A 24,314-nucleotide genomic window follows, 5' to 3' on the forward strand; every position below is an offset into this window, starting at 1 on the left:
CGACGATGGGCAGCCTGCAACTCCTCCCGCCCAGCGCGTCGGCCCATGCCGCGGACATGGACTGGCTGTTCGCCGCCCTGTTGGGTGTCAGCGCCTTCATCCTGCTGCTGGTCTTCGGGCTGATGATCCTGTTCTGCATCCGCTACCGGAAGGGCAGCAAGGTGGAGCGCGGCAACCGGCTGGGCCGCACCTGGAGGGTCGAGGTCGCCTGGACCGGCCTGACCTTCGCCGCCTTCCTCGTCCTCTATTTCTGGGGAGCGAACCTCTATGTCCGCATCCACAGCCCGCCCAGCGACGCCACCGACATCTATGTCGTCGGCAAGCAGTGGATGTGGAAGATCGAGCATCCCGGCGGCCAGCGCGAGATCGACACGCTGCATGTCCCGGTCGGCAGGCCAGTGCGGCTGGTGCTGACCTCCCAGGACGTGATCCACGACTTCGCCATCCCCGCTTTCCGCATCCGCCAGGACGCCGTCCCCGGCCGTTACGAGACGCTGTGGTTCACCCCGACGGAGATCGGCGAATACCGGCTGTTCTGCGCCGAGTTCTGCGGCACCTGGCATGCGCGGATGGGCGGCACCGTCGTGGTGATGGAGCCGTCCGACTTCCAGCGCTGGCTGGACAGCCAGGATCCCGGACCCAGCCTGGCGCAGGAGGGCGAGGCGCTGTTCAGCAGCTACGGTTGCAGCGGCTGCCATGGCGGCGCCAGCACCGTCCACGCGCCGAAGTTGGAGGGACTGTTCGGCCGCCCGGTGCCGCTGGAGGACGGGCGCACCGTCATCGCCGACGACCGCTATCTCCGCGATTCGATCCTGATGCCGAAGGCGGAGATCGCCGCCGGCTATCCCCCGGTCATGCCCTCCTTCGCCGGGCAGATCGGCGAGGACGATCTTTTGAAGCTCGTCGCCTACATCAAATCGCTTGCCGACAAAACGGCCGACAGCGCGGAAAGGCCTGCTCCATGACGACCGCAACCGTGACCGGCAAACCGGAAGAACCCGTCGTCGCGACAAAGAACTACCTGACGGAGGGCGGCGTCACGCTGCGCTCCTGGCTGCTGACCAGAGACCACAAGCGGATCGCCATCCTCTACACCCTGTCGATCACCTTCTTCTTCTTCGTCGGCGGGGCGGCGGCGACGCTGATCCGGCTCAATCTGGTGACGCCGCCGGGCATCTTCACGCCGGACATCTACAACCGGCTGTTCACGCTGCATGGCGTGATCATGGTCTGGTTCTTCCTGATCCCGTCGATCCCCAACACCATGGGCAATTTCCTGATCCCGCTGATGATCGGCGCCAAGGATCTGGCCTTTCCGCGCCTGAACCTGCTCAGCTGGTATCTGTATGTCGGTGCCGGTTTCCTGGCGCTGTTCGCCATCCTGATCGGCGGGGTCGATACCGGCTGGACCTTCTACACGCCGTTTTCCTCGCTCTATTCCAACGGCTATGTGGTGCTGGCGCTGGCCGCCGTGCTCGCGGTGGGATTCTCGTCGATCCTGACCGGGCTGAACTTCATCGTCACCACCCACCGCATGCGGGCACCGGGGATGACGTGGTACCGGTTGCCGGTGTTCGTCTGGTCGAACTACGCCACCTCCGTCATCATGGTGCTGGCGACGCCCGTGCTGGCGATCACGCTGATCCTGGTGGCGGCGGAACGGCTGCTGAAGGTGGGCATCTTCGACCCGGCGCTGGGCGGCGACCCGCTGCTGTTCCAGCACCTGTTCTGGTTCTACTCCCACCCCGCGGTCTACATCATGATCCTGCCGGGCTTCGGCGTGATCAGCGAGATCGTGCCCTGCTTCGCCCGCAAGCCGCTGTTCGGCTACAAGTTCGTGGTGTGGTCGAGCATCGCCATCTCGGTCATCGGCTTCTTCGTGTGGGCGCACCACATGTTCGTCGCCGGCATCTCGCTCTATGCCGGGCTGGTCTTCTCGCTGCTCAGCTACGTCATCGCGGTGCCGTCGGCGATCAAGGTGTTCAACTGGACCGCCACGCTGCACAAGGGCTGGATCAGCTTCGACGCCCCCATGCTGTATGCCCTGGGCTTTATCGGGCTGTTCACCATCGGCGGGCTGACCGGGCTGTTCGTCGCCAACCTTGCTTTCGACGTGCATGTCACCGACACCTATTTCGTCGTGGCGCATTTTCACTACATCATGGTCGGTGGGATGGTCAGCGCCTATTTCGGCGGGCTGCATTACTGGTGGCCGAAGGTAACCGGGCGGCTCTATCCGGAATGGTGGGCGCGCATCGCGGCATTGCTGATCTTCTTCGGCTTCAATTTGACCTTCTTCCCGCAGTTCATTCTGGGCTATCTGGGCATGGAGCGGCGTTACTATTCCTACCCGCCGGAATTTCAGGCCTGGAACATCTTCTCGTCGGCCGGGGCGTCGGTGCTGGCGGTCGGCTATGCCCTGCCCTTCTTCTATCTCGGCTGGTCGCTGTTCCGCGGCAAGCGGGCGGGCGCCAACCCGTGGGCGGCAACCGGGCTGGAGTGGCAGACTCCCTCCCCTCCCCCCACCCACAATTTCGACCGGACCCCGACCGTCACCCGACCGCCCTACCAGTACCGGCCGGAACCGGAGCCTCAGGATGTCTGACGCAGCGCCCGCTTCCCAAAGCGCTCCCCAGCCGGAACCGCAATACGCGACGGTGGAGCAGCAGGCGGAGGCCGCCAGCTTCGGCATGTGGGTGTTCCTGGCGACGGAGGTCCTGTTCTTCGGCGGCATGCTGCTGGCCTACACATGGCTGCGCGCCAACCATCCGGACGGCGTGGCGGAAGCCGGACGCCATACCACGGTCGTCATCGGATCGGTCAACACGCTGGTGTTGCTGACCAGCAGCTTCACCATGGCCTGGGCCGTCCATGCCGCGGAACACGGCCGGCAGAAAGCGCTGACGCGGCTGTTGTCGGCCACGGCGCTGCTGGGGCTGCTGTTCCTGGGGCTCAAGGGCTACGAGTACCATGGCGAGTGGACCGAACATCTGGTTCCGGGGCTTAATTTCCATCAGGACGGTCCGCATGCCCGGACAATCGAGCTGTTCTATTTTCTCTATTTCCTGCTGACGGGACTGCACGGCATCCATGTCACCATCGGCATCGTCCTGATCGCACTGCTGGCGGTGCGGGCACGGCGCGGCGCCTTTTCAGCGCGTTATTATACGCCGGTGGAGGTGACGGGCCTGTACTGGCATTTCGTGGACATCGTCTGGATCTTCCTCTACCCGCTGATCTATCTGGTCGGACGGAGCGGCCCATGACGACAAGGACGACGGGACTTCCGCGCTCTTACCTGTTCACCTGGGCGGCACTGGTGGGGCTGCTGGCGGCGACGATGGCCCTTGCTTATGTGCCGATGCCGGGGCCGCTGAACCTCGTGCTGGCGCTGGGCATCTCGGCAGTGAAGGCGCTTCTGGTGCTGGCGCTGTTCATGAAGCTGTTCCGCGCCCCGGCGCTGACCCGGGCCGCAGCGGCGGCCGGGCTGTTCTGGCTGGCGGTCCTGTTCGCTCTGTCGGCCACCGATTATCTGACCCGCAAGGTTGAACCCGCTGGCGACCTGTCGGCACCGACCGGCCGGGAATACCAGCAGGGCGACCGCTGAGCGCCTTGGCAGAACAGTCTTGCCGGAACAAGGAGTCAGACGCCATGCACTCGGATGCCACCAGCCGGCTTGTCGATGCCGTGGTCCGTACCCGCCGGATGCTGGAAGCCGCAAGGCGCAACACGGCCGGGCATTTCGGCGAGGATGACCGCAATCGCCGCAAGCTTGCGGTGCTGACGGACATCCGCGACCTGCACAGCCGCATCATCCGGCCCATCGTCCTGTCCCGTCAGCAAATCGTCCGCGACGTCGGCACCGTGTGGTTCCAGGAGGACATCGGTCTCGTCCACGAGATGCCGCGCGCCATCGTCCATTTCACCTCCATCGACAACGCCGAGGATGCGCCGCGGGCCTACATGACCATCCATGTCGGGGAGGACGGCACGACCTCCATTTCGGAAAACTTCCTGACGCCGGTGAAGACGACGGACGTGCGGAGCTGCCGGTTGGACGATCTCGACAGCGAAGCGGTCGCACTGGCGATCGACCGGTTTCTTGCCAAGGCAATGCAGGGGTAGCTGGGGGACCGCACCGGGACGATGGGCCGGCTCGCCTTGTTAAGGCAAAATTGGTTTTCCATAAGCCATGCTTGACTCCTGCACGGATTTTGTGTGCAGTGCAGCATAAACCCCGCTCATGAACCTGGACGGCCGCCCGCCGGATCGAGGCGCCCAACCGAGGTCACTCCCCCACTCCATGACGGCTGGAGTTGTCATGATCGAGTTGATCTTCGTGGTTTGCCTTGTTTCCAGTCCGGACCGCTGCACCGTCGAACGCCCGCAGTTCCAGGAGCCGTTCGTCAACGTGATGGCCTGTTCGCGCACCGGCCTGTTCCGGGCCGCCGAATGGGCGGAGCAGCACCCGAAATACACGGTGCGCCGCTGGAAGTGCGAACCGCGCCAGATCTGACGCCATAGGATACGGTGGTACCATCGCATCTTCTCCGAAAGAGGCCCACCTCTTTTGAGCCACCCAACTCCATCCGCATCCATGATTGTTATATATGCCAATCATCGATGGTCCATGGACTCAGCCCCATGGACAGGGGTGGAAGGGGTTTGGGCATGCCTGTTCGCATCGCGTTCATCCTTGCCGCGGCATTGCTGGCGGCTGCTCCGGCAGCCGCCGGCCCGGCCAACGACTACCCCACGGCGGCGCGGGCCGATTACGTGATCGCCTGCATGGCGTCGAACGGACAGTCGCACATCGTCATGGAGAAATGCGCCTGCAGCATCGACGCCATCGCCGACCGCATCACCTATGACGATTACACCGCCATCGAGACGGTGAAGGTGATGGCCGACCAGCCGGGCGAACGGGCCGGGATCTTCCGCAGCTCCGGATGGGCCAAGGACCTGATGGACCGTTTCCGCCAAGCCCAGGTCGCCGCAGACCGCCAGTGCTTCTGAGGGCGCCAGTGCTTCTGAGGGAAAGCTACAGCGCCGGATCGCCCTTGGCGGCACCGGTTGTCAAAGGAACGCTGTGGGTGAAGGTGGCGCCCTTGGTGTCCTGCGCGACCACCTCCAGGCTGCCGCCACCGGTGGGCAGGACGCTGAAGCGCAGGTTCGGGTCCTCGCTGATGGAAATGTCGGTGTCCGCCTCCAGCACCGTCTGGCCGCCGGCGCGGATGATGATCGACTGGATATAATGGGCGGGGATGTAGGTGCGGCTGACCTGGTCGAACTGGAGCCCGCTGCTGTTGGGGTGGCTGACCATGACCTGAGCGGTCGCGGGGCTGCCGGGGGACAGCGTTTCCGGAAGCTTCACCTTGATGCGGCCGAGACGCGCCATCGCCTCCTGCGGATCCTTGACGGCCGGGGCGGAGCAGCCGCCGGCGGCCTTCACGTGGACCACCGTCATCAGAAAGCGGCCGTCCTGCGTCTCGCCCACGGCATGGAGGTTCGTGTATTCGTTGACGCGCACGCGGGTCTCGATGCTGCTGCCGGCACTGGCCGGGCCGAAGCGGAAGGTGGCGGCCAGCGGCACCGGGTTCTTGTCGACCAGCAGGGACAGCGACTTCAGGCGAAGCGACGGCTCCACCTCGATCCGCACCGGGACCAGAGCCGCGTCATGGGCACGGGCCGGAGCGTCGATGCGGATGAGGGCGCCTGCCTCCTCGACCGGACGGTCCTTGAAATACATGCCCTGCAGAATGTCCCAGCGCGCGGCATCCTCCGCCGCATCGGTGGCGGCAAGACCCGGCGTGGACAGGACGATCAGGAGGCCGGCCAGCAGTCCCATCGGCGGATGTCGCATCATCGCTCCCGCTCCTATTCCCATTCCAGTTCGGCAAAGGTCGCCGTGACGTTGCGCGGGTTGTATGCATCGAACAACAGCCAGCGCTCCCGTTCCTCCTCCGCCACATGGGCGACGGCATCCTGGATGCCGCCACCCGCCTTCAGCACCCGGCGCACGCCCTCCACCAGCACCGTCAGGTAGCGCCGCTGGGCATCCAGCGCTCCCGGCCAGGCCACACGGGCCGGCCCATGGCCGGGGACGGCACGCACCGCCGGCACCCGCTCCAGCCGATCGATCACCCGAAGCCATCCCGTGGCATTGCCGTCGACCGCCGGGACATGGTCGACGAACAGCAGGTCGCCCGTGAACAGCGTTCCCGTCTTGCGGTCGAACACGGTCAGGTCGTTGTTGGTGTGCGCGGTCGGATAAGCGGTCAACACAAGGATGCGGTTGCCCAGGTCGACCCGCACCTCTTCCGCCACCGGCCGGTCCACCCGGACCGGAGCGATTCCAGCCGCCGCTCCGGCACCCAGCTCCTCGGCCAGCCGTTGACGATAGACCTCCTGGCGCGCGGCCAACGCGTCACGCAGGTTGGCATGTCCGGCGATGGGCACGCCGGCGAAGGCGGCGTTGCCGAAGACATGGTCGGGGTGCATGTGGGTGTTGATGACGATAACCGGTTTCCTGTCGGTCCGCGCCGCGATGGCCTCGCGCAGACGCACCCCCAACTCCGGCGTGCCGCCGGTGTCGATGACCGCGACGAAGCTGTCGCCAACGATGAAGCCCATGTTGGCCGTGTCTCCGGCGTTGTCCGGCGCCGGCTCGGCGATGGCCCCCTGATGGACGAGGACCCCGGGCGCCACTTCCGTTACCGGCAGAGGCTCCGCCGAAGCTGGCAGGGTGGCTGCGAGGAGGCATAGCGCAGCACCGCCGACGTTGAGGCCGACGTTGGTCCTCATGTCCGTGTGCCTTTACGGTCAACATCCCGGTCCCCCAGCCGATGGGCGAGCAGGCTGGCCACGGTCAGGTCGGCGGAGGTGCCGGGGTTGGTGCCCTGCCATTTCAGGCGCGCATCGAAGACGAACAGATGCTCCCGCCGGAGGGCCGCCGAGGATGCCGCAGCGATCTGCCGGTGCACCTCGCGGGCTTCGGACAGCACGGCCGTGGCGCGATCCTCCCCATGCTTGCGCAGGATATGGCTGTCGGGAAAGGCGGTGAGGAACTCCAGATAAATGGCTTCTGCGAGTGTAACGGCGTCGCTGTCCGGCATCGACCGGGCGCGGGCGACGCCGATGTCGAAGACATCCCGAAAGCCGTCGGCATACTGGGCGGCGATGCGGTCGCGCGACCGGGCCGCCGCCATCGCTGTGCGCAAATCCACCGTTGCCGCGCCGGCGACGTCATGCTCCGCCGCGCGGCCCAGGCCGCCGGGCGAGGCGAGGCGGATCGCCTCGAAGGCGGCGGCGGCATCCTCCACCGTCAGCACCGCCAGCACGGCGGACAGCCTGTCCCGCAGGGACCGCGCCTCCGCCATTTCGGCGGCGCGGGCCAGCGGGGCGCACAGCAGCAGGATGCCCAGGTTGGTGTTGCAGCCAACCACCGAGCGGGTGGCCTGCACCGCCCGCAGGATGCGCTCGCCGACCGCAGCGCCGGACCGCGCGATCTCCGGCGCTGCGGCCTCCGCCGACCGAAGGAAATCCTCCACCGTCATGCCATGGCCGGCAGCGTGCACATGGACGTTGCCGGGCTTCAGCGCCATCACCTCGGCCCGGCAAACAGCCATGAACAGCTCCGCAGTCGCAGCGCTCATCCACCTGTTCCTGCAAAGGACCGGTCGAGCATCTCTGAGGCAAGATGCCCGCCGTGGAAGCTTCGGCCGCTGTCGAGCGCTGTCACCACCGTGCGGGCCGGCGCGAACAGCAGCGGGTCGATGGCGTAGAAGTCCTTGTTCACCGCCGCAAACACTTCAGCGAAGGGGCGGCCATAGTCACGGGACACCGTGCTGGGCAGGCGTCGCGCCAGATCGGCGGCGGCATCGTCCGGTCCGGTGACGAAAAGCTGGACGGTGCCGCCGAACAGGATGGCGTCGTTGGTCCGCCCCATCGCCTCGACGAAGCCCTTGCCGGGGGGCGGCAGCGGGGCGACGCCGATGCCGTCGGCGACATGATCCAATGGGAAGCCCAGCGCATGGACCTTGTGCAGGGCGACCTCCAGCACGCGGGCGACGATCTGCACCGTGCCGGCGAGGCTGGCCGTCGGCGTCAGCACCAGCGTCAGCCGCTCCGCCGCCACCCTGCAATCGGCCGCGATCCGTTCGACCAGCGGTGTCGGCGGGACGGTGCCGCTTTCCAGCACCAGCACCGCATGGTCACCGCTGTCGGCATAGCCCAGCTCGTCGAACAGCGGCTCCTTTCGGGCGAGTGCGCGGCCGGGACCGGAGCCGAGCGCGAAGAAGGAGCCGCCATCGTCCTTGTGCGACAGGCTCCAGCCGGCATATTGGCTGCCGAGGCAAGCCAGCACCGGATCGGTGCTGTGCACCGCGACCTGGAAGGGCCAGCGGTCCGACCGGGTGTCCGCCTGGAGCGTCACCCGGCCGAGACCGCCCATGCACAGCTCGGCGATGCGGCGTCCGGCCTCCAGCCCGCCGGGATGGGCGATCCCGCCATCGACGATGGTGGCGCCGGCCACGCGGTCGATGCCGAGCCGCAACTGCACCGCATCGGCGATCAGAGCGGCGGCGAGCGGAGCGGACAGGGCCGACAGGCTGGGGCGCCCGATCATCGCACGTTGCGTCATCATTTGCCCTTTCCGGCGATGGTCCGCGCCGCGTCCATCGCATCCTGGAAATCGAAGGCGACGGCGGTGCCACCGGTCTGCATACGCTCCAGCAGATGGTGCTGGACCTTGAACTTGACGTTGCCGATGGCGAGAGCGCCGATGCCGACCGCGTTCGGTTGGGCAGGCAAGGAAACGCCGTCGTCCTGCACGCCGACCCCCTCCACTCCGGCCGGCGGCACGGCGTTGATGTCGGCGGCGGCGCGCAGACACTTGGCCGCGCGCAAATCGTCGGAGATCAGCACGGTCACCCCCGCCTTGCCGCAGGCCAGAACGACCTCCGCCCGCTCCATCAGCGCCGCCTTGCCGCCGGTCGATGTGTCGGCGCAGGACAGCGTGACGCCATAACGCCGGCCGAACTCCTCCGCCTTGCCCTGCACGGCCGACACGCCGCGGTGACTGACCAGGGTGACGTTGCCGCCGGCCTGGGCGGCGATCAGTCCGGCGATGCCGCCGACGACGCCGGTGGCGCCATAAACCTGGACATCCAGGCCGGTCAGACCCTCCACCCCCAGCCGCCGCAGCGCACGCTCGACCACGGCGACCATGGCCGCGGCGGTGGTGAAGGCGCCCGACGGGTCGGCGAAGACCGAGATCCGGAAGGGCGGGAACATCGCTTTGCGCGCCACCTCCAGCATGTCCAGCGCCAGCGCCGCATCGCGCCCGCCGATGAACAGGCCGGTCCGTGCTGCGTTCTTCGGATCGCGGGAGAACATGGCGTCCTGCGTCAGCGCCTCGACCTGCGCGGTCTCGATACCGGTGTAGGGCACCACAGTGTCGATGCCGGCATCCACGGCCATGTTGACGTCGAACGGGCTGACATTCGCCAGCGGCGTGATCATGTGCAGCACATAAGGGGCGCCCATGCCTGTCTCCCTCCGGTCAGTCTCCCGGGTCAATCTTCCGGATCACTCTCCGGCTGCCCGCCGTATCGCGGACGTGAAGTCCGCCTCGGCGGACAGGTTCCGCACCGTCGCGCCGACATTCCGCCCGCGGCAGACCATCACCTCCAGCGGTGAACCGGTCCAGCGCGTGCGCATCTCACCGGCCAGCCGCTCCGCCTGCCGGGCATCGCCGATGACGGCGAAGCCGGTCGGCCCCCAGCTGCTCTGGCCGACCCCGGCGATCCCCTGCGCCTCCAGCCAGGCCAGCGCCTCGGCCACCAGCGGGCTGGTGAAGCGGCCGCCCTGGGCGGGCGCGAAATGGTCGCCGACTGTGCGTTGAAGCTCGCCGATGGCCTGTCCGAACCGGTCGACGTCGCCCTCGGCCAGCGCCGGCAGGGCGACCATCAGCATCAGCCGGCACAGATGCGCCGCTGCGTCGGGCGGAAAGGGCGGCAACCGGCGGAATGCCTCGGCCTCCGGCGCACCGTGCAGGCCGTGGCCGCCACGATGGAGCAGGAGCAGGACGCGCCACTCCTCCGGAAACGGCGCCCGCGCGATGACCGGCGGCGCGGCGTCGAGCCCGCCCCGGCCACCGTCGAGCAGCACCCCGCCCTGCTCGAAAGCCGCCAGCCCGATGCCGGACCGGGCCCCCCGCTCCAGCGCGCGGGCCAGATCGCGGGCAGCCGTGCCGCGCCCTTCCAGGCAAACCAGCGCCGCGGCGACGGCGAGGTCCGTCTGGGTGCCGGAGCCCAGCCCGACATGGGACGGGATCGCCTCCTCCACCGTCACCGCGACGGCGTTGGGCAATCCAGCTTCGCGCCCAAGCCGTTCGACGCTGCGGCGGACACGCTCGGCCGATGGACCGCTGACGGTCAGCCGGTCGGCGGGCCGGACACGCAGGGCGATGGCCGGGCGGTCGATGGCGATGCCGAGACTGCCGAAGCGGCGCCCCAGCCCACCGTTCAGATCGACGAAGCCGGCATGCAGGCGCGCAGGCGCACGGACCCACACCTCCCCTATCCGATTGCGCTGGTGGCTCATCTGCATTCCCTTTGCGCGGGTCACCGCACAATGTTAGCGTTACGAACAAAATTGTCCGTAGCGCGAACGAGTATCCACGCGCGGTAGCCCGAACGGGGCCAGACATATCCAGTGAGGAAACCGGGCATGAAGCGGATGCTTTGCCTGTCGGGGACCGACCATGCCCAAGAATCGGACTCTCAACGTTGGGGCCGATGCTTGGGCGGAACGTGGCGAAGATCGCCAGCGTCCTTGAATTCGGCTTGAATTCTTTAGTCTGACTTCATTCATCCCACTCAGGCGATTGGGGGGCCATGACCTTCCACCCCGACATTCTCTGTCCGTTCTGCGGGCTCGGCTGCGGCGACATCAGGATCGACCGGGACCAGTCCGGCATCGCTCCACGACCAAGCGGCTGTCCGCAGGCCGACCGGCTGTTCCGACGCTCCATGGCGGTGCCGACGGATGCCCGTCTGGACGGAGCCGCCATTCCCATGGACGACGCCATTGCCGAGGCGGTCCGGCTACTGGGGTCCAGCCGCGCACCGCTGATCGCCGGACTGACGGCCGATGTGGAGGGCGTGCTCGCCGCGCTCAGCCTCGCCGAACGCATCGGCGCGACCGTGGATCATGAGCGGTCGGATGCCCTGTTCCGCAATATGGCGGTCCTGCGCCGCTTCGGCTGGTCGGTGACCACGCTGGCGGAGCTGCGCAACCGCTGCGACCTCGTCCTGGTCGTGGGTCCGGACCCGGCCGCGGCCTTTCCACGCCTGTGGGAGCGCTGGGTGGTCCCGGAACCGGCCTTCGCTGGCGGCAATGGCCGGAGCGTCGTCTTCCTGGGCGGGGAACCGTTGCCGGAAACCGTGCGGTGCCTTGGCGCCAGGGTCGAAACAAGTGGCCTGGATACCGGCGCTGAGACCGATCTGGCGACGCTGGTCGGCCGGCTGAGGACGGCATTGGCCGGACGTTTGGCGGCGGGCGATCCGATGGCGGCCTTGGCCACCCGGTTGCGTTCCGCCCGCTATGCGGTGGTGGTGTGGGCGGCGGGACTGTTCGAGGGGCCGCAGCCGGACCTGATCGTCGAGGGGCTGGTGCGGCTGATCCGTACGGTGGACGGCACCACCCGCTGCGCCGGCCTTCCCTTGTCCGGGGCCGACAATCTGATCGGCGCCAATCAGGCCTGCGGCTGGCGCACCGGCTTTCCCTTGCGCACCGGTTTCGATGGCGGCGGACCGCTGCACGATCCGGAACGCTTCGACTGGCACTCGCGCCTGCGCGATGCCGACGTGACGCTGTGGATTTCCGCCTTCCGTCCGGAGACACCACCCCTCACCACCGGCGGCAGCGTCATCATGCTGGCGCCGCCGGAGACGATTGTTGCGCCGGAGCCGGTGCTGTTCATTCCGGTGGGTACTCCGGGCATCGACCATCCGGGCGACGTGTTCCGCACCGACGGCGTTGTCGCTCTTCATGCCGGCGCCCTGATCGACAGAGGTCTGCCGAGCGTCGCCGATGTGATCGGCCGGATGCTGGCGGCAATCGGCCAAAACGCCGAAACCAGGGAGGCCGCCGGATGCTGACGAAGCTTGCCGGCGGGCGGCTGTTCGATCCTGCCAACGGGCGGCATGGCGAGGTCGCCGACCTCTGGCTGCGCGACGACCGCATCGCCGCCGATCCGGGGCCGGGTGCCACGCCGGACGCGGTGCATGACGTGACCGGCAAGGTGGTGATGGCAGGCGCCATCGACATCCACAGCCATATTGCCGGCGGCAAGGTGAACCTCGCCCGCCTGCTGATGGGGGAGGAGCATGAACGACACCGCTTCGCCGGCCATGCCTGCGGCTGCGACAGGATCGGGGGCGGCAGCGGCATCGCCACGCCCTCCACCCACACCACCGGCGCCCGCTATATCGAGATGGGATTCACCGCCGCCTTCGAGCCGGCGATGCTGGGCTCCAACGCCCGGCATGCGCATCTCGAGATGAGCGACATCCCTTATATCGACACCGGCGGCTATCTGGTGCTGGGGAACGAAGATTTCCTGCTGGACCTGATCGCCACCAACGCCGGGCAGGCGGCGGTCAACGATTATGTCGCCTGGATGCTGATGGCGACCCAGAGCCTTGCCGTCAAGGTGGTCAACCCCGGCGGCATCAACGCCTTCAAGTTCAATGCCCGCTCGCTCGACCTGGACGAGGCCGGGCCGCATTACGGCGTCACGCCGCGCAGTGTCCTGACGGTGCTCGCCCGTGCGGTCTACGAGTTGGGGCTGCCTCACCCGCTGCATGTCCATGGCTGCAATCTGGGGGTTCCCGGCAACGTCACGACGACGCTCGACACCATCCAGGCGGCATCGGGACTGCCGATGCACATGACGCACATCCAGTTCCACAGCTACGACACGGCGGGAGACCGCAAATTCTCTTCCGGTGCCGCGGCGCTGGCGGAGGCGGTGAACCGGACGCCGACCCTGTCGGTGGACATCGGGCAGGTGATGTTCGGGCAGACGGTGACGGCATCGGCCGACACCATGGCGCAGCGTCACACCGCCCCCCTCGCCCACCCCCGCAAATGGCTGGCGATGGACATCGAATGCGATGCGGGATGCGGCGTGGTCCCTTTCCGCTACCGCGACAAGTCCTATGTCAACGCGCTGCAATGGGCGATCGGGCTGGAGCTTTTCCTGCTGCTCGACGATCCCTGGCGGGTGTTCCTGACCACCGACCACCCCAACGGCGCGCCCTTCACCTTCTATCCGGAGCTGATCCGGCTGCTGATGGACCGCGATTACCGGCTGGCGAAGCTGGCCGAAATCCATCCCGACGCGCCGGCCCACACCACGCTGGGCTCCATCGCACGCGAATACACGCTGGCCGAGATCGCCATCATGACCCGCGCGGCACCGGCCCGCATCCTGGGGCTTGCCGACCGCGGCCATCTGGCGCCCGGTGCTTCGGCCGACGTCACCGTCTACAGCGATTTTACGGACCGCCGCGCGATGTTCGAACGGCCCGATCTGGTCTTCAAGAGCGGACGGCTGGTGGTGCGCGACGGCGTGCTGGTGGCGATGGCGCAGGGCTGCACCCATGTCGTCCGTCCCGGCTTCGACGATTTGATCGAGCGCCGCATCGCCCGCCATTTCGACGAGCGCATCGGCCTGCCGATCAAGCATTTCCGCATCCAGGACGCGGAGATCCGCCATGGCGCCGGTCCGCAGCTCCATCCCTGCCGGCGGCGGGAGGTGCCGTGATGGCGGAAATGCAGATCAACGGCGTGCGCATCGAGGACACGTTCGCCGAGGCGTTTCCGATGACCTATACGCGGCTGGTTATCACCGCCGACACGCCCGCCTGGGTGGAGGCGGCGACCTCCAGCCTGACCGGCTTCGCCACCTCGGTCATCGGCTGCGGTTGCGAGGCGGCGGTGGAGCGGCGGCTGACGCCGGAGGAAACGCCGGACAGCCGGCCGGGTGCCGCGGTGATGATCTTCGGCATGTCCACCGGCGACCTCGCCAAGCTGGTGGTCAACCGGGTCGGGCAGTGCATCATGACTTCGCCGGGGTCGGCCTGCTATGCCGGGCTTCTCCAGGGGACCAAGCGCATCCCGCTCGGCGGGGGCTTGCGCTATTTCGGCGACGGGCACCAGATTTCCAAGAAATTCGGCGACCGCCGCTTCTGGCGCCTGCCGGTGATGGATGGTGAGTTCGTCTGCGAGGACAGCGTCGCCGTGGCCAAGGGCATCGGCGGCGGCAATTTCCTGATCCTGGCCGCCAGCCACCGCCAGTGCCTCGCCGCGGCGGAGGCGGCGGTCGCGGCGATCCGGCCCTTGCCCGGAGTCATCCTGCCCTTCCCCGGCGGGGTGGTGCGGTCGGGGTCCAAGGTGGGGTCCAAATACAAGGCGCTGATCGCCTCCACCAACACGCGATTCTGCCCGACCTTGCGGGCGGTCGAACCGGAAACGCTGCTGGCCCCGAACGTCGAAGCGGTGCTGGAACTGGTGCTGGACGGCATCGACGAAGCGGCGATCCGCGCCGGGATGCGGGCCGGCATCGCCGCCGCCGCAGCCGGTGGGACGGCGGCCGGCGTGCTGGCGATCACCGCCGGGAATTACGGCGGCAAGTTGGGGCCGCACCATTTCCACCTCCATGAGGTGATGGGCGAGGTGATGGGCAAGGTGATGGAATGAGCGGCATGACCCTGACCTTCCGCGGCGATGCCGGAACGGCGGTGGACATGTCCGCCCTGCTGCCCGAACGGCTGGCCGGCCTGACGGCCGACGAGGTCGCCGGACTGCCGCTGCCCTGTGGCGGTGGGGTGGCGACCGTCGGCGGGATGTTCGAGGTGTCGGCGGGCGATGCGGCCGAGGGGCTGCTGATCCGGCCGGGACAGGCCGTCCTGCACCGGGTCGGCGCCGGCATGGCGTCCGGACGCATTCTGGTGGAGGGCGACGCCGCAAGCCACGCCGGTGCCGGGATGAGCGGCGGACTGCTGCGCATCGCCGGCAATGCCGGGGATGCCCTGGGCGGCGCCCTGCCCGGCCTGCCGCTGGGGATGCGCGGCGGTCTGATCAGCGTCGGCGGCAATGCCGGTGACCGGGCGGCCGAACGGATGCGCCGCGGCATCATCGTCATCGACGGGCCGGTCGGCGCCTATGCCGGCGGCTTCATGGTTGCCGGGACGCTGGCCGCCGGTGGCGGCTGCGGTCCGCATCCGGGATTCGGCATGCGGCGCGGCACGCTTCTGATGGGCAGGGCGCAGGACGAAGCACCCGGAGGCTTTGCCGACGGCGGCACGCGGGACTGGCTGTTCCTGCACCTGCTGCGGCGCGCCCTGGAGGGAACCGGAAGCTGGTTCGAGCGCGCGGGCACCACCCGCGCCCATCGGTTCATCGGCGACCTTGCGGAGGGAGGGCATGGTGAGATTCTGGCAATGGCCTGAGCGACGAACCCGCTTATCGAAGCCACGGCGGCTGGTTGCCGCCGTCCTGCCATTCCTTGGCCTGCTGGCCCTTGTTGCGCCACCGGCGACCGCGCAGGGGAACGGTTCGCAGGACCCCGGCGCCACGGTGGTGCTGATCGGCTATCTGGCACGCCAGGAGGATCCGCGCACCCCGCTCAGCTTCCTGGAGCCGGTCGCGACCGACGAAGGGCTTCAGGGAGCCCGACTCGCGCTCGCCGACAACAACACGACCGGCGTCTTCCTGAAACAGAGCTACCGGCTGGTGGAGCAGGTCCTGCCGCAGGACGGCGACATCTCCGCCGGGGTAAAGGCACTGGCCGACGAGGGGGTGCGCTTCGTCGTCGCCGATCTGCCGGCCGATGCGCTGCTCGCCGCCGCCGACCGGCCGGAAGCCAAGTCCATGGTGCTCTTCAACGCGCGCGCCAGCGACGACGCGCTGCGCAACGAGCAATGCCGCGCCAACATCCTGCACACCGCCCCCAGCCGGCGCATGCTGGCCGATGCGCTGGCACAATATCTCGCCTGGAAGAAATGGCCGCGGTGGAGCCTGCTGGCCGGCCGCGATCCTGGCGATGCGCTCTATGCCGAGGCCGTCCGCCGCGCTGCCAAGCGCTTCGGCGGCCGGATCGTCGATGAGAAGTCCTGGACCTTCGACACCGGGAACCGGCGCACCGACACTGGCGTCACCACCATCCAGTCGGACATCCCGCTCGCCACCCAGGGGCCGGATTACGACGTGCTGGTCGTGGCCGACGAAGCGGGTGATTTCGGCGACTATCTCGACGGACGCACCTGGTATCCGCGCCCGGTCGCCGGCACCCAGGGTTTGACCGCCACCGCTTGGTCGCGGGTGAACGAACAGTGGGGCGGCACCCAGTTGCAAAGCCGGTTCGAAAAGCTGGCCGGACGCTGGATGACCCCTCGCGACTATGCCGCGTGGCTGGCGGTGCGCAGCGTCGGGGAGGCGGCGGCCCGCACCGGCGCCACCGGCTTCGACGGCCTGACCGGCTACCTGCACAGCCCCGATTTCGAGTTGGCGGGCTTCAAAGGGGAAGCGCTGTCCTTCCGTGCCTGGGACGGGCAGATGCGCCAGCCCATCCTGATCGCCGGACCGCGGATGCTGGTCTCGGTGTCGCCGCAGGAAGGATTCCTGCACCCGGTCACACCTCTCGACACGCTCGGCGACGATGCGCCGGAAAGCAAATGCCGTCTCAACCGATAGGGCGGACCCAACAAGGCGGACCACACCATGCGATTCCTGCTGTCCTGCACCCTGCTGCTTCTCGCCGGCCCGGTCCTGATGGCCGAGCCCCTCCTAGCCGAAACCATTTTCGTGTCCAACGAGAAGGACAACCAGATCGCCGTGGTCGACGGCGACAGCCTCCAGATCAAAAACAAGATCAAGGTCGGCCGGCGTCCGCGCGGCATCACGCTGAGCGCCGACGGGACGCAGCTTTACGTGTGCGTCGGCGACGACAACCGCATCGACGTGGTGGACATCGCCAGCGGCAAGATCGTCCACACATTGCCGTCCGGCCCCGATCCGGAACTGTTCGTGCTGTCGCCCGACGGGACGAAGCTTTACGTCGCCAACGAGAACGACAACATGGTGACGGTGATCGACGTCGCCGAACGCAAGGCCATCGGCAACATCCAGGTCGGTGTCGAGCCGGAAGGGATGGGGATCAGCCCCGACGGCAAGATTCTGGTCAACACCTCCGAAACCACCAACATGGCGCACTTCATCGACACGGAGAAGCACGCTGTCGTCGGCAATGTTCTGGTCGACAGCCGGCCGCGCGTCGCCCGTTTCACCGACGACGGCAAGCAGGTCTGGGTGTCGAGCGAGATCGGCGGCACGGTCAGCGTGATCGACGCGGCGGCCCACAAGGTGATCAAGAAGATCCGGTTCGAGGTCACCGGCGTCCGGCGCGAGGCCATCCAGGCCGTGGGCATCCAGATGACGAAGGACGGCAAGCGCGCCTTCGTGGCGCTGGGTCCGGCAAACCGTATCGCCGAGATCGACACCGGCAGCTTTGAAGTGAAGCGCTATTTTCTGGTCGGGCAGCGCGTCTGGAACCTCGCCTTCTCCCCCGACGAGAAACGGCTCTACACCACCAACGGCATCAGCAACGATCTGTCGGTGATCGACTTGGAGCGCAACAAGGTGATCAAGAGCATTCCGGTCGGCGGCGCGCCCTGGGGCATCGTCGTAAAGCCGTGAGCGGACGGAACCCCTTGCCGGCCCGTCCGGTTGATGGGGATGGCCGGGTGCGTCGGCAAACTGCCGACAATGGCCCGACGCGGCGTGCGGCAGGACCGGACGGTCCTGAACCGCCTCGCCAGGATTGTCCATCCCCGGAGACCCACGATGAAACGCTTCACCACCCTGCCCTTGACAGGCCTTGCATTGGCCGCCGGCCTTGCGATTACCGCACTGCCGGCTTCGGCGCAATCCAGTGGCAACCCCACCGGCAATCCGACCAACGGCTCCACCAGTACCAGCACGCAGAACGCCCCGGCCGGTACCACCGGACAATTGCCGCCCGACTCCCTGCCCGGCAAGCGCCAGGGCGCCATCGGCGGCGCTCCGGTTCCGCAGGGCAGCTCCGGCAGTTCCACCGACAGCACCAACGCCCCGACCGGACAGCTTCCGGGCGGCTCCCTCCAACAGGAAAGGCAGGGCGTGATCGGCGGTTCTCCCGTCACCCAGGGCGGCTCGGGCCAATCGACCGGCAAGCAGGACAGCCAGTAACCGGGACCATTTCCGGCTTCCTGATAGACCCGCGACCGCCGCCCTCCCGAAGATGGGGTAGGACTGCCCGAAAGACCGCGCCATCCCGGTCCTTATACGGTCAACGGGACGGCGGCGGTTGCGATTTCAAGTTACTCCGGACCTCTTTTGAGAGTTTGTTGGCAAAACAAACAAGATGCCATAATGCCTGCCGTGACCGACGCCGTGGCCGCAGCTATCCGGCCATCAATCATGCTGGATCGACATGCCCGCATGACCGCGACGGTCCTCCAATGATTTCAAAATCCATGGGAGAAAGCGGCGATGGGCATGTGGCAGGGGTCATCCCCGAAAATCAATCGCGTGCTGGTGGGCGAATCCTTGGTCGGCGACGGCAACGAGGTCGCCCATATCGACCTGATCATGGGACCGCGCGGCAGTGCGGCGGAAACCGCCTTCTGCAACGCGCTGACCAACAACAAGGACGGCTTCACCAGCCTTCTGGCGGTCATCGCCCCCAACCTGCAATGCAAGCCCTCCACCATCCTGTTCAACAAGGTGACGATCAAAGGGGCGGAACAGGCGGTGCAGATGTTCGGGCCGGCCCAGCATGGCGTCGCCAAGGCGGTCGCCGACTGCGTCGCCGCCGGCACCATCCCGCAGGATGAGATCGACAACATCTTCATCTGCGTCGGCGTCTTTATCCATTGGGAAGCCAAGGACAATGCCAAGATCCAGGACTACAACTACCGCGCCACCAAGGAAGCCATCGAACGCGCGGTGTCCGGCTATCCAGGCCTCAAGGAACTGCTGAACCAGAAGGATTCGGCCAAGCATCCCTTCGCCGCCTGACGCCGGGTCCGGTGGCGTCCTGCCGAATGGCGGTGTCCGGATCACCGTCATGGAGTACGCCACCGGCCGCATCCGGGCCAGCGCGATAGGACCAGATACCGTCCATGCGCCAAACATCTCTTTACCCGCGAATCGAAGAAAACGACACCGCCGGCCATCGCCGAAAACTTCATTTATATTTTTAACAAAAAATATTTATTTTGAATTCTCCGGCAAATCAGCGGGTACCGCATAGATTTTTTCTAATTCTAACAAGAAAATTCCCCGGATTTCTTGCTGCAGCGCAATAAATCTGGCCTAAATTATCTCAGAACTATCCATTGGGATGATGGTCGACTTGCGGACTCACGGGTACAGTTTCCTAGTGGGCTCCCGCGGCAATGTTGCCTGATCGCCCATTCCAGCGGAGGATGCGGACATGAAGACCTGGCGCAAGCCGACAATTGTCGAGATTTCGGTCGGTACCGAAATCAACGCCTACGCCTGCGCCGGTTTGTAACCGGCAAAGGCGATCCATTCCTTGAACATCCTTGCACGTCTTCAACTCAGGCCGGCAGCGGCTCGAAATGGACGAAGAACTGCCCCGCATCGTCCGGCGCGCCCACATCGTAGTGCAGCGCGCAGAGCCGCAGCCGGCCGGCATTGCCCAACTCCGGACCCGACAGCATGGTGTGGAAACTCTCTCCTCCGAGCATGCGATGCGCGGTGGTGAGGTAAAGCCGTGAAAGGACCCGATCGCGCAGCATGGTGTCGAGCATCCGCGGCCCCGTCAGCAGATAGATGCTGCGCAGCCCCCGGCTGCCGAGTTCGCGGACCAGTGCCCCGCCTTCCACCGACGCGCCGGCACCGGCGACCAGCACCTCATAGCCGGCGCGCCGCCAGTGCGCAATCCGCTTGGGCGGAGCCTCAGCACCGGTGGCGACGATCACGCGCTGACCATGCCTTGCAGGCGAGATGGGCATCGGAAATTCCAGGCCTGCGCTGGCGATGACCACGGCAGGCTGGGGTGAAAGGCCGTTGTCCACCCGCCACTGCGCCAGATCCCGCGTGGCCGCCTGTGTGCCGATTTGCAGCACGTCATCCAACCGGCCCGCTGCAAGATCACGCAGGTAACCGCCATGGGTGACCAAGCAGTCCGCCTGCGCCTGAAGTTCAAGGAACAGCCGGAAGTCGTTGCCGCTGACCAGCCCGGCCGGCAGACGGCTTTCCCCGGTGGCGGGGTCGCGCAAGGCGATGCGCCCGTCCAGGCTGGCGACGAAGCTGGCATAGACGAACGGCGCGCCGGCACTCCCCTGCTCATGAAGGCGGTGGGCGAGATAGGCGCCGGACAGTGCGATGTCCTCAGGCGCCCCGGGATAGAGGCGCAGCAGGCGGGCAGTCATCGCGGTCCCCTCGATGCAACGGCATCGATCCGGCCCAGGAAATCGGCGGCCAGCGCATCGGCAATGTCGGTCTTGCTGACCGATTGCAGGCCCTGCCATGCCGGCATCGAATTGACCTCCAGCACCAGCCAGCGGTCGCCGTCGCCATTGCCGTCGCAAGAATCGGCAATCAGATCGACACCGGCATAATCCGCCCCCACGGCAGCGGCTGCGCGCACCGCCAGATCGGCGGCGGTGCCGTCCGGAGCCATGGGCTCGCAGCGGGCGCCCTGATGCACATTGGTGATCCAGCTGCGGCCATGGCGGATCATGGCGGCCACCGCATGCCCTCCCACGACGAAGACCCGGCAATCGCGCCACTCGCCCTCCCGGCGCGGCGGCACGAAGGATTGAAGGTAATAGACGCCGGCCACCGCGTCGGACTCCGGCACGTCGTCTGGGGTGGGCAGGCGGCGCAGGCCGCGTCCCTGGGCGCCGAACAGCGGCTTCAGTACGCAGTCCGGCGTGTTTTCCACCACGGCACGTGCCATATCGGCGGATTGAACGGCGACGGAGGGAGGCGTCGGCAGGCCGGACCGGGCCAGCAGGAAACTGGTGGTGCTCTTGTCCACACAGCGTTCGATGGCCCGGGCGGTGTTGTAGACGGGGACGCCCAGCCGGTCGAGCGCATGAAGCACTCCCAAGCGCAGCGTCACCTGTTCGAAGCTGCCCTGACCGATCACCCTCACGAAAGCACCGGACGGCAGGCTGTCGCCAAAGCCCGGCAGCAGTAGATCGGTCAGCGTCCGTCCGACCGCGAAGCCGCAGGCGCTCAACGAAACGCGCCGGCACTCGACACCGCGGCGCGCGAATGCCCGCTCCAGGCGTGCCGCGTGCCAATCGGCTCCGTCGGTGAACAAGGCGACTGCGCCGCTCATGCTGCCTCCACCGTGGTGGAGAGCCGGCACAGCGTCCGGGCATACCGGCCGGCAAGGCGCCGGGCCTCCAGCAGGTCGTCTGCATCGGCGAGCACGGTGCAAAGCGGCGCTCCGGTCGGGACATGCGCAGGCGTTTGCGGCCGGTCGGCTGTCCAGCCCGGCCAGCGCAGTCCCTCCGGCAAATGGACCGGAGCCGTGGCGTAGACGATCATGGCGGCGCGGCAGCCGGCAAGCGGTGGCGGTGCGGCCGGCAGTTGCCCGGCGCAGGCCGCCAGATGCAGGCCGAACAGGCTGGGCATCGGCGGACGGTCGAACAGGTCGAGCGTCGCTCCCGGCCGCGGGTTGATCTCCAGCAGGCACCATCCGGCGGACCCAACCAGGAAATCGGCGCTGTTCAGCCCGACCAGCCCCACCGCTTCGGTGATCGTCGCCGCCGCATCGATCATCGCCGCGCCCATCTTTCCGCAAGCCGGCAACGGGCCGACCGCCCCGCCGTAACGGTAGGGCTGCCTGGGTGTCGGCGCCACCCATTGCCGGCTGAAGCCCACCGGCCGGATGCGACGGCCGTCGGCCAGAAACAGCAGGGACACCGGACGCCCATCCATGCGGCGCTGGGCATAATGGCCGACCGGCAGTTGTTTGGAGGCTCGCCGGATGTGGCCGCCACCGCTGGCACCTGCGCGCTTCACCAGCCAGCCGTCGCGGTCCGGCAGCGATAGCGAGACCTCCGGATGCGGAATGCCGAGACGAGCGAGCAGGGTTGCGAAAGCGAGAGGATCCTTCACCTGCGCCACCGCTTCCGCGCGGTTGCCGATCACGGGCCGGACGCGGGCAAGCGCCGCCAGAAGATCGGGTTGCTCCTCGAACCCGGCGCCATAGACCAGCGGCAGCCCGCGCAAATCGGGCAAGGCCAGCGCCCGCTGCAATGCGCCGGCGGAAATGCGCAGCCGGTGCGACGGCAGGCTCAGGCAGGGGCCGGCCATGGCAGCCGTATCCGCATCGGCGAACAGATCGATGGCGGCAACGCTGCGCCCGCCGCGGCAGGCGCTGGCCGCCAGCGCCCGTGCCGACAGCGCAACCACGACGAATTCCGGAACTGCCGTCGGGGTCAAGCTCCACCCCCTCGGAAAAGCATCTTGAACAATCGCTTGCAATGCCAACAATCAGGCGCGAACGCTCTCTTTGCAATGACCCTTCCGAAGCATGGCGACCGCCGCCCGCCGGATTTGACTCCGGCATCGAACAGGGTGTGTCCTGGGGAAGACAGGATGTACGAAGCCGCGATCCCTGCAGAGCCTCCGCCGATTCCTGCGATCCATGGCCCTCCCGCCCTGGCGGTGGAGGAGTTGAGCCACAATTTCGGCAAGCGCGTGGCGCTGGATCGCGTGTCCTTCGCCGTGGCGCCCGGCGGCTTCACCATGCTGCTGGGCCTGAATGGGGCGGGAAAGACCACGCTGTTCTCGCTGATCACCCGGCTCTATTCCAACCGGACCGGCGCCATCCGCATCTTCGGCTTCGACCTGCGGCGCCAGCCGACCCGCGCATTGGAGCGGATCGGCGTGGTGTTCCAGCAGCCGACTCTCGACCTCGATCTCACCGTCCGGCAGAACCTGCGCTATCACGGCGGCCTGCATGGAATGTCGCCCTCCGACTGCGAAGCCCGCGCACGGGAGGAACTGGCGCGCATCGGCCTTGCCGACCGCGGCGACGACAAGGTCCGCGCCCTGTCCGGCGGTCAGCGAAGGCGGGTGGAGATCGCCCGTGCGCTGCTGCACCGGCCGAGCTTGCTGCTGCTGGACGAGCCGACGGTCGGTCTGGATGCGGACTCGCGCCGCCACATTCTGACCCATGTCCGCGCGCTGTGCCGGGAGCAGGGGCTGGCGGTCCTGTGGGCCACCCATTTGATGGACGAGGCGACCGACGAGGATTCCGTCGTCGTGCTGCACCAGGGTCGGTTGCGCGCCTCCGGCACGGTGCGGACGGTCTGCGCCGAGACCGCCACCGCTGTCCTACCCGCCGCTTTCGCCGCCTTGACCACAGGGGAGCGCCGGCCATGAGCGCCGCAACCTACTGGTACTGCCTGCGCAGCATCATCGTGCGCGAAGGCCTGCGTTTCCTGCACCAGCGCGAGCGCTTCTTCGCCGCCCTGGTCCGGCCGCTGGTCTGGCTGGCGATCTTCGCCGTCGGCTTCCGGGCCGTGCTGGGCGTGTCGATCATCCCGCCTTACGAAACCTACATCCTCTACGACGAGTATGTGGTTCCGGGGCTGGTCGCGATGATCCAGCTGTTCAACGGCATGCAGAACTCGCTGTCGATGGTCTATGACCGCGAGATGGGCAGCATGCGGACGCTGCTGGTCAGTCCTTTGCCGCGCTGGTACCTGCTGGTCGCCAAGCTGCTGGCGGGTGTCACGGTGTCGATCGCACAGGTTTACGTGTTTCTCGGCATCGCATGGCTGTGGGGGGTGGAGCCGCCGCCGCTGGGTTATCTCGCGGCCCTGCCGGCGCTGCTGCTCAGCGGGTTGATGCTGGGAGCGCTCGGCCTGCTGTTGTCGTCCTTCGTCCGGCAGCTGGAGAATTTCGCCGGGGTGATGAACTTCGTCATCTTTCCGATGTTCTTCGCCTCCTCCGCCCTCTATCCGCTCTGGCGGATCAGGGAAGGCAGCCCGGCGCTCTATCAGATCGCCGCCTGGAACCCTTTCACCCAGGCGGTGGAACTGATCCGCTTCAGCCTGTATCTCCGAGTCGATGTCGCCGCGCTGCTGTGGGTGGCCGGCTGTCTCGCCCTGTTCCTGGGTGCGGCGGTCCTGGCTTACGATCCGGGGCGCGGTTTCTGGGCGCGGCGGGGTGGTCCGGCCGAACAGGCCTGATATCGGGTGCGTCAGCGT

At 67.3% G+C, this 24,314-nt stretch carries 27 protein-coding genes; 18 read left to right on the top strand and 9 right to left on the bottom strand.

Annotated elements, in window-relative coordinates; translation table 11 throughout:
- Positions 1 to 5 precede the first annotated feature (5 nt).
- From coxB to GBZ48_RS02735, 7 genes are all read left to right on the top strand, one after another.
- On the top strand, positions 6 to 965 hold the full coding sequence (coxB, locus tag GBZ48_RS02705) for a cytochrome c oxidase subunit II (RefSeq protein WP_174469595.1): 960 nt from the start codon (positions 6 to 8) through the stop codon (positions 963 to 965).
- A complete protein-coding gene (ctaD, locus tag GBZ48_RS02710) occupies positions 962 to 2,605 on the top strand; it encodes a cytochrome c oxidase subunit I (protein WP_174469596.1) in 1,644 nt (547 codons plus the stop codon). The genes coxB and ctaD overlap by 4 nt, the downstream gene beginning before the upstream one ends.
- On the top strand, positions 2,598 to 3,266 hold the full coding sequence (locus tag GBZ48_RS02715; protein WP_174469597.1) for a cytochrome c oxidase subunit 3 family protein: 669 nt from the start codon (positions 2,598 to 2,600) through the stop codon (positions 3,264 to 3,266). The genes ctaD and GBZ48_RS02715 overlap by 8 nt, the downstream gene beginning before the upstream one ends.
- Positions 3,263 to 3,607 (top strand): cytochrome C oxidase subunit IV family protein, encoded by a 345-nt coding sequence (locus GBZ48_RS02720; protein WP_174469598.1) that lies wholly within the window; start codon positions 3,263 to 3,265, stop codon positions 3,605 to 3,607. Before GBZ48_RS02715 ends, GBZ48_RS02720 begins: the two co-directional genes overlap by 4 nt.
- A 44-nt stretch (positions 3,608 to 3,651) precedes the next feature.
- Entirely contained in the window at positions 3,652 to 4,125 is a 474-nt protein-coding gene (locus tag GBZ48_RS02725) for a hypothetical protein (RefSeq protein ID WP_174469599.1), read from the top strand.
- A 196-nt stretch (positions 4,126 to 4,321) separates the two neighbouring features.
- Positions 4,322 to 4,516 carry a hypothetical protein gene (locus tag GBZ48_RS02730; RefSeq protein WP_049976161.1) on the top strand — a complete coding sequence of 65 codons (195 nt, stop codon included), beginning with the start codon at positions 4,322 to 4,324 and terminating at the stop codon, positions 4,514 to 4,516.
- 155 nt (positions 4,517 to 4,671) lie between these two features.
- Positions 4,672 to 5,016, top strand: coding sequence for a hypothetical protein (locus tag GBZ48_RS02735; RefSeq protein WP_174469600.1), 345 nt, complete (start codon positions 4,672 to 4,674; stop codon positions 5,014 to 5,016).
- A 25-nt stretch (positions 5,017 to 5,041) separates the two neighbouring features.
- On the opposite strand, the gene GBZ48_RS02740 is transcribed toward GBZ48_RS02735, so the two are convergent.
- The 6 genes from GBZ48_RS02740 to GBZ48_RS02765 are packed head-to-tail and all read right to left on the bottom strand — an operon-like array spanning position 5,042 to position 10,605.
- Complete coding sequence (locus tag GBZ48_RS02740; protein ID WP_174469601.1) at positions 5,042 to 5,866, bottom strand: quinoprotein dehydrogenase-associated SoxYZ-like carrier; 825 nt, start codon at positions 5,864 to 5,866, stop codon at positions 5,042 to 5,044.
- An 11-nt stretch (positions 5,867 to 5,877) separates the two neighbouring features.
- Complete coding sequence (locus GBZ48_RS02745) at positions 5,878 to 6,804, bottom strand: quinoprotein relay system zinc metallohydrolase 2 (protein WP_174469602.1); 927 nt, start codon at positions 6,802 to 6,804, stop codon at positions 5,878 to 5,880.
- Positions 6,801 to 7,655, bottom strand: a complete 855-nt coding sequence (locus GBZ48_RS02750) for a triphosphoribosyl-dephospho-CoA synthase (RefSeq protein WP_174469603.1) — start codon at positions 7,653 to 7,655, stop codon at positions 6,801 to 6,803. Before GBZ48_RS02750 ends, GBZ48_RS02745 begins: the two co-directional genes overlap by 4 nt.
- Complete coding sequence (mch, locus tag GBZ48_RS02755; RefSeq protein WP_246306941.1) at positions 7,652 to 8,644, bottom strand: methenyltetrahydromethanopterin cyclohydrolase; 993 nt, start codon at positions 8,642 to 8,644, stop codon at positions 7,652 to 7,654. The genes GBZ48_RS02750 and mch overlap by 4 nt, the downstream gene beginning before the upstream one ends.
- Positions 8,641 to 9,546, bottom strand: coding sequence for an NAD(P)-dependent methylenetetrahydromethanopterin dehydrogenase (locus tag GBZ48_RS02760; RefSeq protein ID WP_174469604.1), 906 nt, complete (start codon positions 9,544 to 9,546; stop codon positions 8,641 to 8,643). The genes mch and GBZ48_RS02760 overlap by 4 nt, the downstream gene beginning before the upstream one ends.
- A 42-nt stretch (positions 9,547 to 9,588) precedes the next feature.
- Positions 9,589 to 10,605, bottom strand: a complete 1,017-nt coding sequence (locus GBZ48_RS02765) for a beta-ribofuranosylaminobenzene 5'-phosphate synthase family protein (protein ID WP_174469605.1) — start codon at positions 10,603 to 10,605, stop codon at positions 9,589 to 9,591.
- A gap of 293 nt (positions 10,606 to 10,898) precedes the next feature.
- On the opposite strand from GBZ48_RS02765, the gene GBZ48_RS02770 reads away from it, so the two are divergent.
- The 9 genes from GBZ48_RS02770 (at position 10,899) to pqqA (ending at position 19,627) form a co-directional block, all read left to right on the top strand.
- On the top strand, positions 10,899 to 12,164 hold the full coding sequence (locus GBZ48_RS02770; RefSeq protein ID WP_174469606.1) for a molybdopterin-binding domain-containing protein: 1,266 nt from the start codon (positions 10,899 to 10,901) through the stop codon (positions 12,162 to 12,164).
- Complete coding sequence (locus tag GBZ48_RS02775) at positions 12,158 to 13,834, top strand: formylmethanofuran dehydrogenase subunit A (protein ID WP_174469607.1); 1,677 nt, start codon at positions 12,158 to 12,160, stop codon at positions 13,832 to 13,834. Before GBZ48_RS02770 ends, GBZ48_RS02775 begins: the two co-directional genes overlap by 7 nt.
- Positions 13,834 to 14,769 (top strand): formylmethanofuran--tetrahydromethanopterin N-formyltransferase, encoded by a 936-nt coding sequence (gene fhcD / locus GBZ48_RS02780; RefSeq protein ID WP_174469608.1) that lies wholly within the window; start codon positions 13,834 to 13,836, stop codon positions 14,767 to 14,769. The genes GBZ48_RS02775 and fhcD overlap by 1 nt, the downstream gene beginning before the upstream one ends.
- Positions 14,766 to 15,521: a formylmethanofuran dehydrogenase subunit C gene (locus GBZ48_RS02785; protein WP_174469609.1), complete on the top strand. Its 756-nt coding sequence runs from the start codon at positions 14,766 to 14,768 to the stop codon at positions 15,519 to 15,521. Before fhcD ends, GBZ48_RS02785 begins: the two co-directional genes overlap by 4 nt.
- Positions 15,496 to 16,764, top strand: coding sequence for an ABC transporter substrate-binding protein (locus tag GBZ48_RS02790; protein WP_174469610.1), 1,269 nt, complete (start codon positions 15,496 to 15,498; stop codon positions 16,762 to 16,764). Before GBZ48_RS02785 ends, GBZ48_RS02790 begins: the two co-directional genes overlap by 26 nt.
- Positions 16,765 to 16,791: 27 nt before the next feature.
- Entirely contained in the window at positions 16,792 to 17,766 is a 975-nt protein-coding gene (locus GBZ48_RS02795) for a PQQ-dependent catabolism-associated beta-propeller protein (protein WP_174469611.1), read from the top strand.
- Between the two features lie 147 nt (positions 17,767 to 17,913).
- Positions 17,914 to 18,297 carry a hypothetical protein gene (locus GBZ48_RS02800; protein WP_174469612.1) on the top strand — a complete coding sequence of 128 codons (384 nt, stop codon included), beginning with the start codon at positions 17,914 to 17,916 and terminating at the stop codon, positions 18,295 to 18,297.
- Between the two features lie 303 nt (positions 18,298 to 18,600).
- On the top strand, positions 18,601 to 19,128 hold the full coding sequence (gene fae, locus GBZ48_RS02805) for a formaldehyde-activating enzyme (RefSeq protein ID WP_174469613.1): 528 nt from the start codon (positions 18,601 to 18,603) through the stop codon (positions 19,126 to 19,128).
- Between the two features lie 418 nt (positions 19,129 to 19,546).
- Positions 19,547 to 19,627, top strand: coding sequence for a pyrroloquinoline quinone precursor peptide PqqA (pqqA, locus tag GBZ48_RS02810; RefSeq protein ID WP_085083035.1), 81 nt, complete (start codon positions 19,547 to 19,549; stop codon positions 19,625 to 19,627).
- A gap of 46 nt (positions 19,628 to 19,673) precedes the next feature.
- Here pqqA and GBZ48_RS02815 read toward each other — a convergent pair whose 3' ends face one another.
- Genes GBZ48_RS02815 through GBZ48_RS02825 form a run of 3 tightly spaced genes read right to left on the bottom strand, consistent with a single transcriptional unit; the run spans position 19,674 to position 22,539 of the window.
- The gene (locus GBZ48_RS02815; protein WP_174469614.1) at positions 19,674 to 20,510 is read right to left on the bottom strand and encodes a RibD family protein; all 837 of its coding nucleotides are present in this window, start codon (positions 20,508 to 20,510) and stop codon (positions 19,674 to 19,676) included.
- On the bottom strand, positions 20,507 to 21,427 hold the full coding sequence (locus GBZ48_RS02820) for a RimK family alpha-L-glutamate ligase (protein WP_174469615.1): 921 nt from the start codon (positions 21,425 to 21,427) through the stop codon (positions 20,507 to 20,509). Before GBZ48_RS02820 ends, GBZ48_RS02815 begins: the two co-directional genes overlap by 4 nt.
- A complete protein-coding gene (locus GBZ48_RS02825) occupies positions 21,424 to 22,539 on the bottom strand; it encodes an ATP-grasp domain-containing protein (RefSeq protein WP_246306942.1) in 1,116 nt (371 codons plus the stop codon). Before GBZ48_RS02825 ends, GBZ48_RS02820 begins: the two co-directional genes overlap by 4 nt.
- A 156-nt stretch (positions 22,540 to 22,695) precedes the next feature.
- Between GBZ48_RS02825 and GBZ48_RS02830 the strand changes: the two genes are divergently transcribed.
- Positions 22,696 to 23,484 carry an ABC transporter ATP-binding protein gene (locus GBZ48_RS02830; RefSeq protein ID WP_174469616.1) on the top strand — a complete coding sequence of 263 codons (789 nt, stop codon included), beginning with the start codon at positions 22,696 to 22,698 and terminating at the stop codon, positions 23,482 to 23,484.
- Positions 23,481 to 24,296: an ABC transporter permease gene (locus tag GBZ48_RS02835; protein ID WP_174469617.1), complete on the top strand. Its 816-nt coding sequence runs from the start codon at positions 23,481 to 23,483 to the stop codon at positions 24,294 to 24,296. The genes GBZ48_RS02830 and GBZ48_RS02835 overlap by 4 nt, the downstream gene beginning before the upstream one ends.
- Positions 24,297 to 24,314 lie beyond the last annotated feature (18 nt).

The sequence above is a fragment of the Azospirillum melinis genome (assembly GCF_013340935.1).
GTDB classification, from domain to species: Bacteria; Pseudomonadota; Alphaproteobacteria; order Azospirillales; family Azospirillaceae; genus Azospirillum; species Azospirillum melinis.

Bases quoted from the DNA above. Each gene is read 5' to 3' on its own strand.
- coxB (WP_174469595.1), top strand. From the start codon at position 6: ATGGGCAGCCTGCAACTCCTCCCGCCCAGCGCGTCGGCCCATGCCGCG.
- ctaD (WP_174469596.1), top strand. From the start codon at position 962: ATGACGACCGCAACCGTGACCGGCAAACCGGAAGAACCCGTCGTCGCG.
- GBZ48_RS02715 (WP_174469597.1), top strand. From the start codon at position 2,598: ATGTCTGACGCAGCGCCCGCTTCCCAAAGCGCTCCCCAGCCGGAACCG.
- GBZ48_RS02720 (WP_174469598.1), top strand. From the start codon at position 3,263: ATGACGACAAGGACGACGGGACTTCCGCGCTCTTACCTGTTCACCTGG.
- GBZ48_RS02725 (WP_174469599.1), top strand. From the start codon at position 3,652: ATGCACTCGGATGCCACCAGCCGGCTTGTCGATGCCGTGGTCCGTACC.
- GBZ48_RS02730 (WP_049976161.1), top strand. From the start codon at position 4,322: ATGATCGAGTTGATCTTCGTGGTTTGCCTTGTTTCCAGTCCGGACCGC.
- GBZ48_RS02735 (WP_174469600.1), top strand. From the start codon at position 4,672: ATGCCTGTTCGCATCGCGTTCATCCTTGCCGCGGCATTGCTGGCGGCT.
- GBZ48_RS02740 (WP_174469601.1), bottom strand. From the start codon at position 5,866: ATGATGCGACATCCGCCGATGGGACTGCTGGCCGGCCTCCTGATCGTC.
- GBZ48_RS02745 (WP_174469602.1), bottom strand. From the start codon at position 6,804: ATGAGGACCAACGTCGGCCTCAACGTCGGCGGTGCTGCGCTATGCCTC.
- GBZ48_RS02750 (WP_174469603.1), bottom strand. From the start codon at position 7,655: ATGAGCGCTGCGACTGCGGAGCTGTTCATGGCTGTTTGCCGGGCCGAG.
- mch (WP_246306941.1), bottom strand. From the start codon at position 8,644: ATGATGACGCAACGTGCGATGATCGGGCGCCCCAGCCTGTCGGCCCTG.
- GBZ48_RS02760 (WP_174469604.1), bottom strand. From the start codon at position 9,546: ATGGGCGCCCCTTATGTGCTGCACATGATCACGCCGCTGGCGAATGTC.
- GBZ48_RS02765 (WP_174469605.1), bottom strand. From the start codon at position 10,605: ATGAGCCACCAGCGCAATCGGATAGGGGAGGTGTGGGTCCGTGCGCCT.
- GBZ48_RS02770 (WP_174469606.1), top strand. From the start codon at position 10,899: ATGACCTTCCACCCCGACATTCTCTGTCCGTTCTGCGGGCTCGGCTGC.
- GBZ48_RS02775 (WP_174469607.1), top strand. From the start codon at position 12,158: ATGCTGACGAAGCTTGCCGGCGGGCGGCTGTTCGATCCTGCCAACGGG.
- fhcD (WP_174469608.1), top strand. From the start codon at position 13,834: ATGGCGGAAATGCAGATCAACGGCGTGCGCATCGAGGACACGTTCGCC.
- GBZ48_RS02785 (WP_174469609.1), top strand. From the start codon at position 14,766: ATGAGCGGCATGACCCTGACCTTCCGCGGCGATGCCGGAACGGCGGTG.
- GBZ48_RS02790 (WP_174469610.1), top strand. From the start codon at position 15,496: ATGGTGAGATTCTGGCAATGGCCTGAGCGACGAACCCGCTTATCGAAG.
- GBZ48_RS02795 (WP_174469611.1), top strand. From the start codon at position 16,792: ATGCGATTCCTGCTGTCCTGCACCCTGCTGCTTCTCGCCGGCCCGGTC.
- GBZ48_RS02800 (WP_174469612.1), top strand. From the start codon at position 17,914: ATGAAACGCTTCACCACCCTGCCCTTGACAGGCCTTGCATTGGCCGCC.
- fae (WP_174469613.1), top strand. From the start codon at position 18,601: ATGGGCATGTGGCAGGGGTCATCCCCGAAAATCAATCGCGTGCTGGTG.
- pqqA (WP_085083035.1), top strand. From the start codon at position 19,547: ATGAAGACCTGGCGCAAGCCGACAATTGTCGAGATTTCGGTCGGTACC.
- GBZ48_RS02815 (WP_174469614.1), bottom strand. From the start codon at position 20,510: ATGACTGCCCGCCTGCTGCGCCTCTATCCCGGGGCGCCTGAGGACATC.
- GBZ48_RS02820 (WP_174469615.1), bottom strand. From the start codon at position 21,427: ATGAGCGGCGCAGTCGCCTTGTTCACCGACGGAGCCGATTGGCACGCG.
- GBZ48_RS02830 (WP_174469616.1), top strand. From the start codon at position 22,696: ATGTACGAAGCCGCGATCCCTGCAGAGCCTCCGCCGATTCCTGCGATC.
- GBZ48_RS02835 (WP_174469617.1), top strand. From the start codon at position 23,481: ATGAGCGCCGCAACCTACTGGTACTGCCTGCGCAGCATCATCGTGCGC.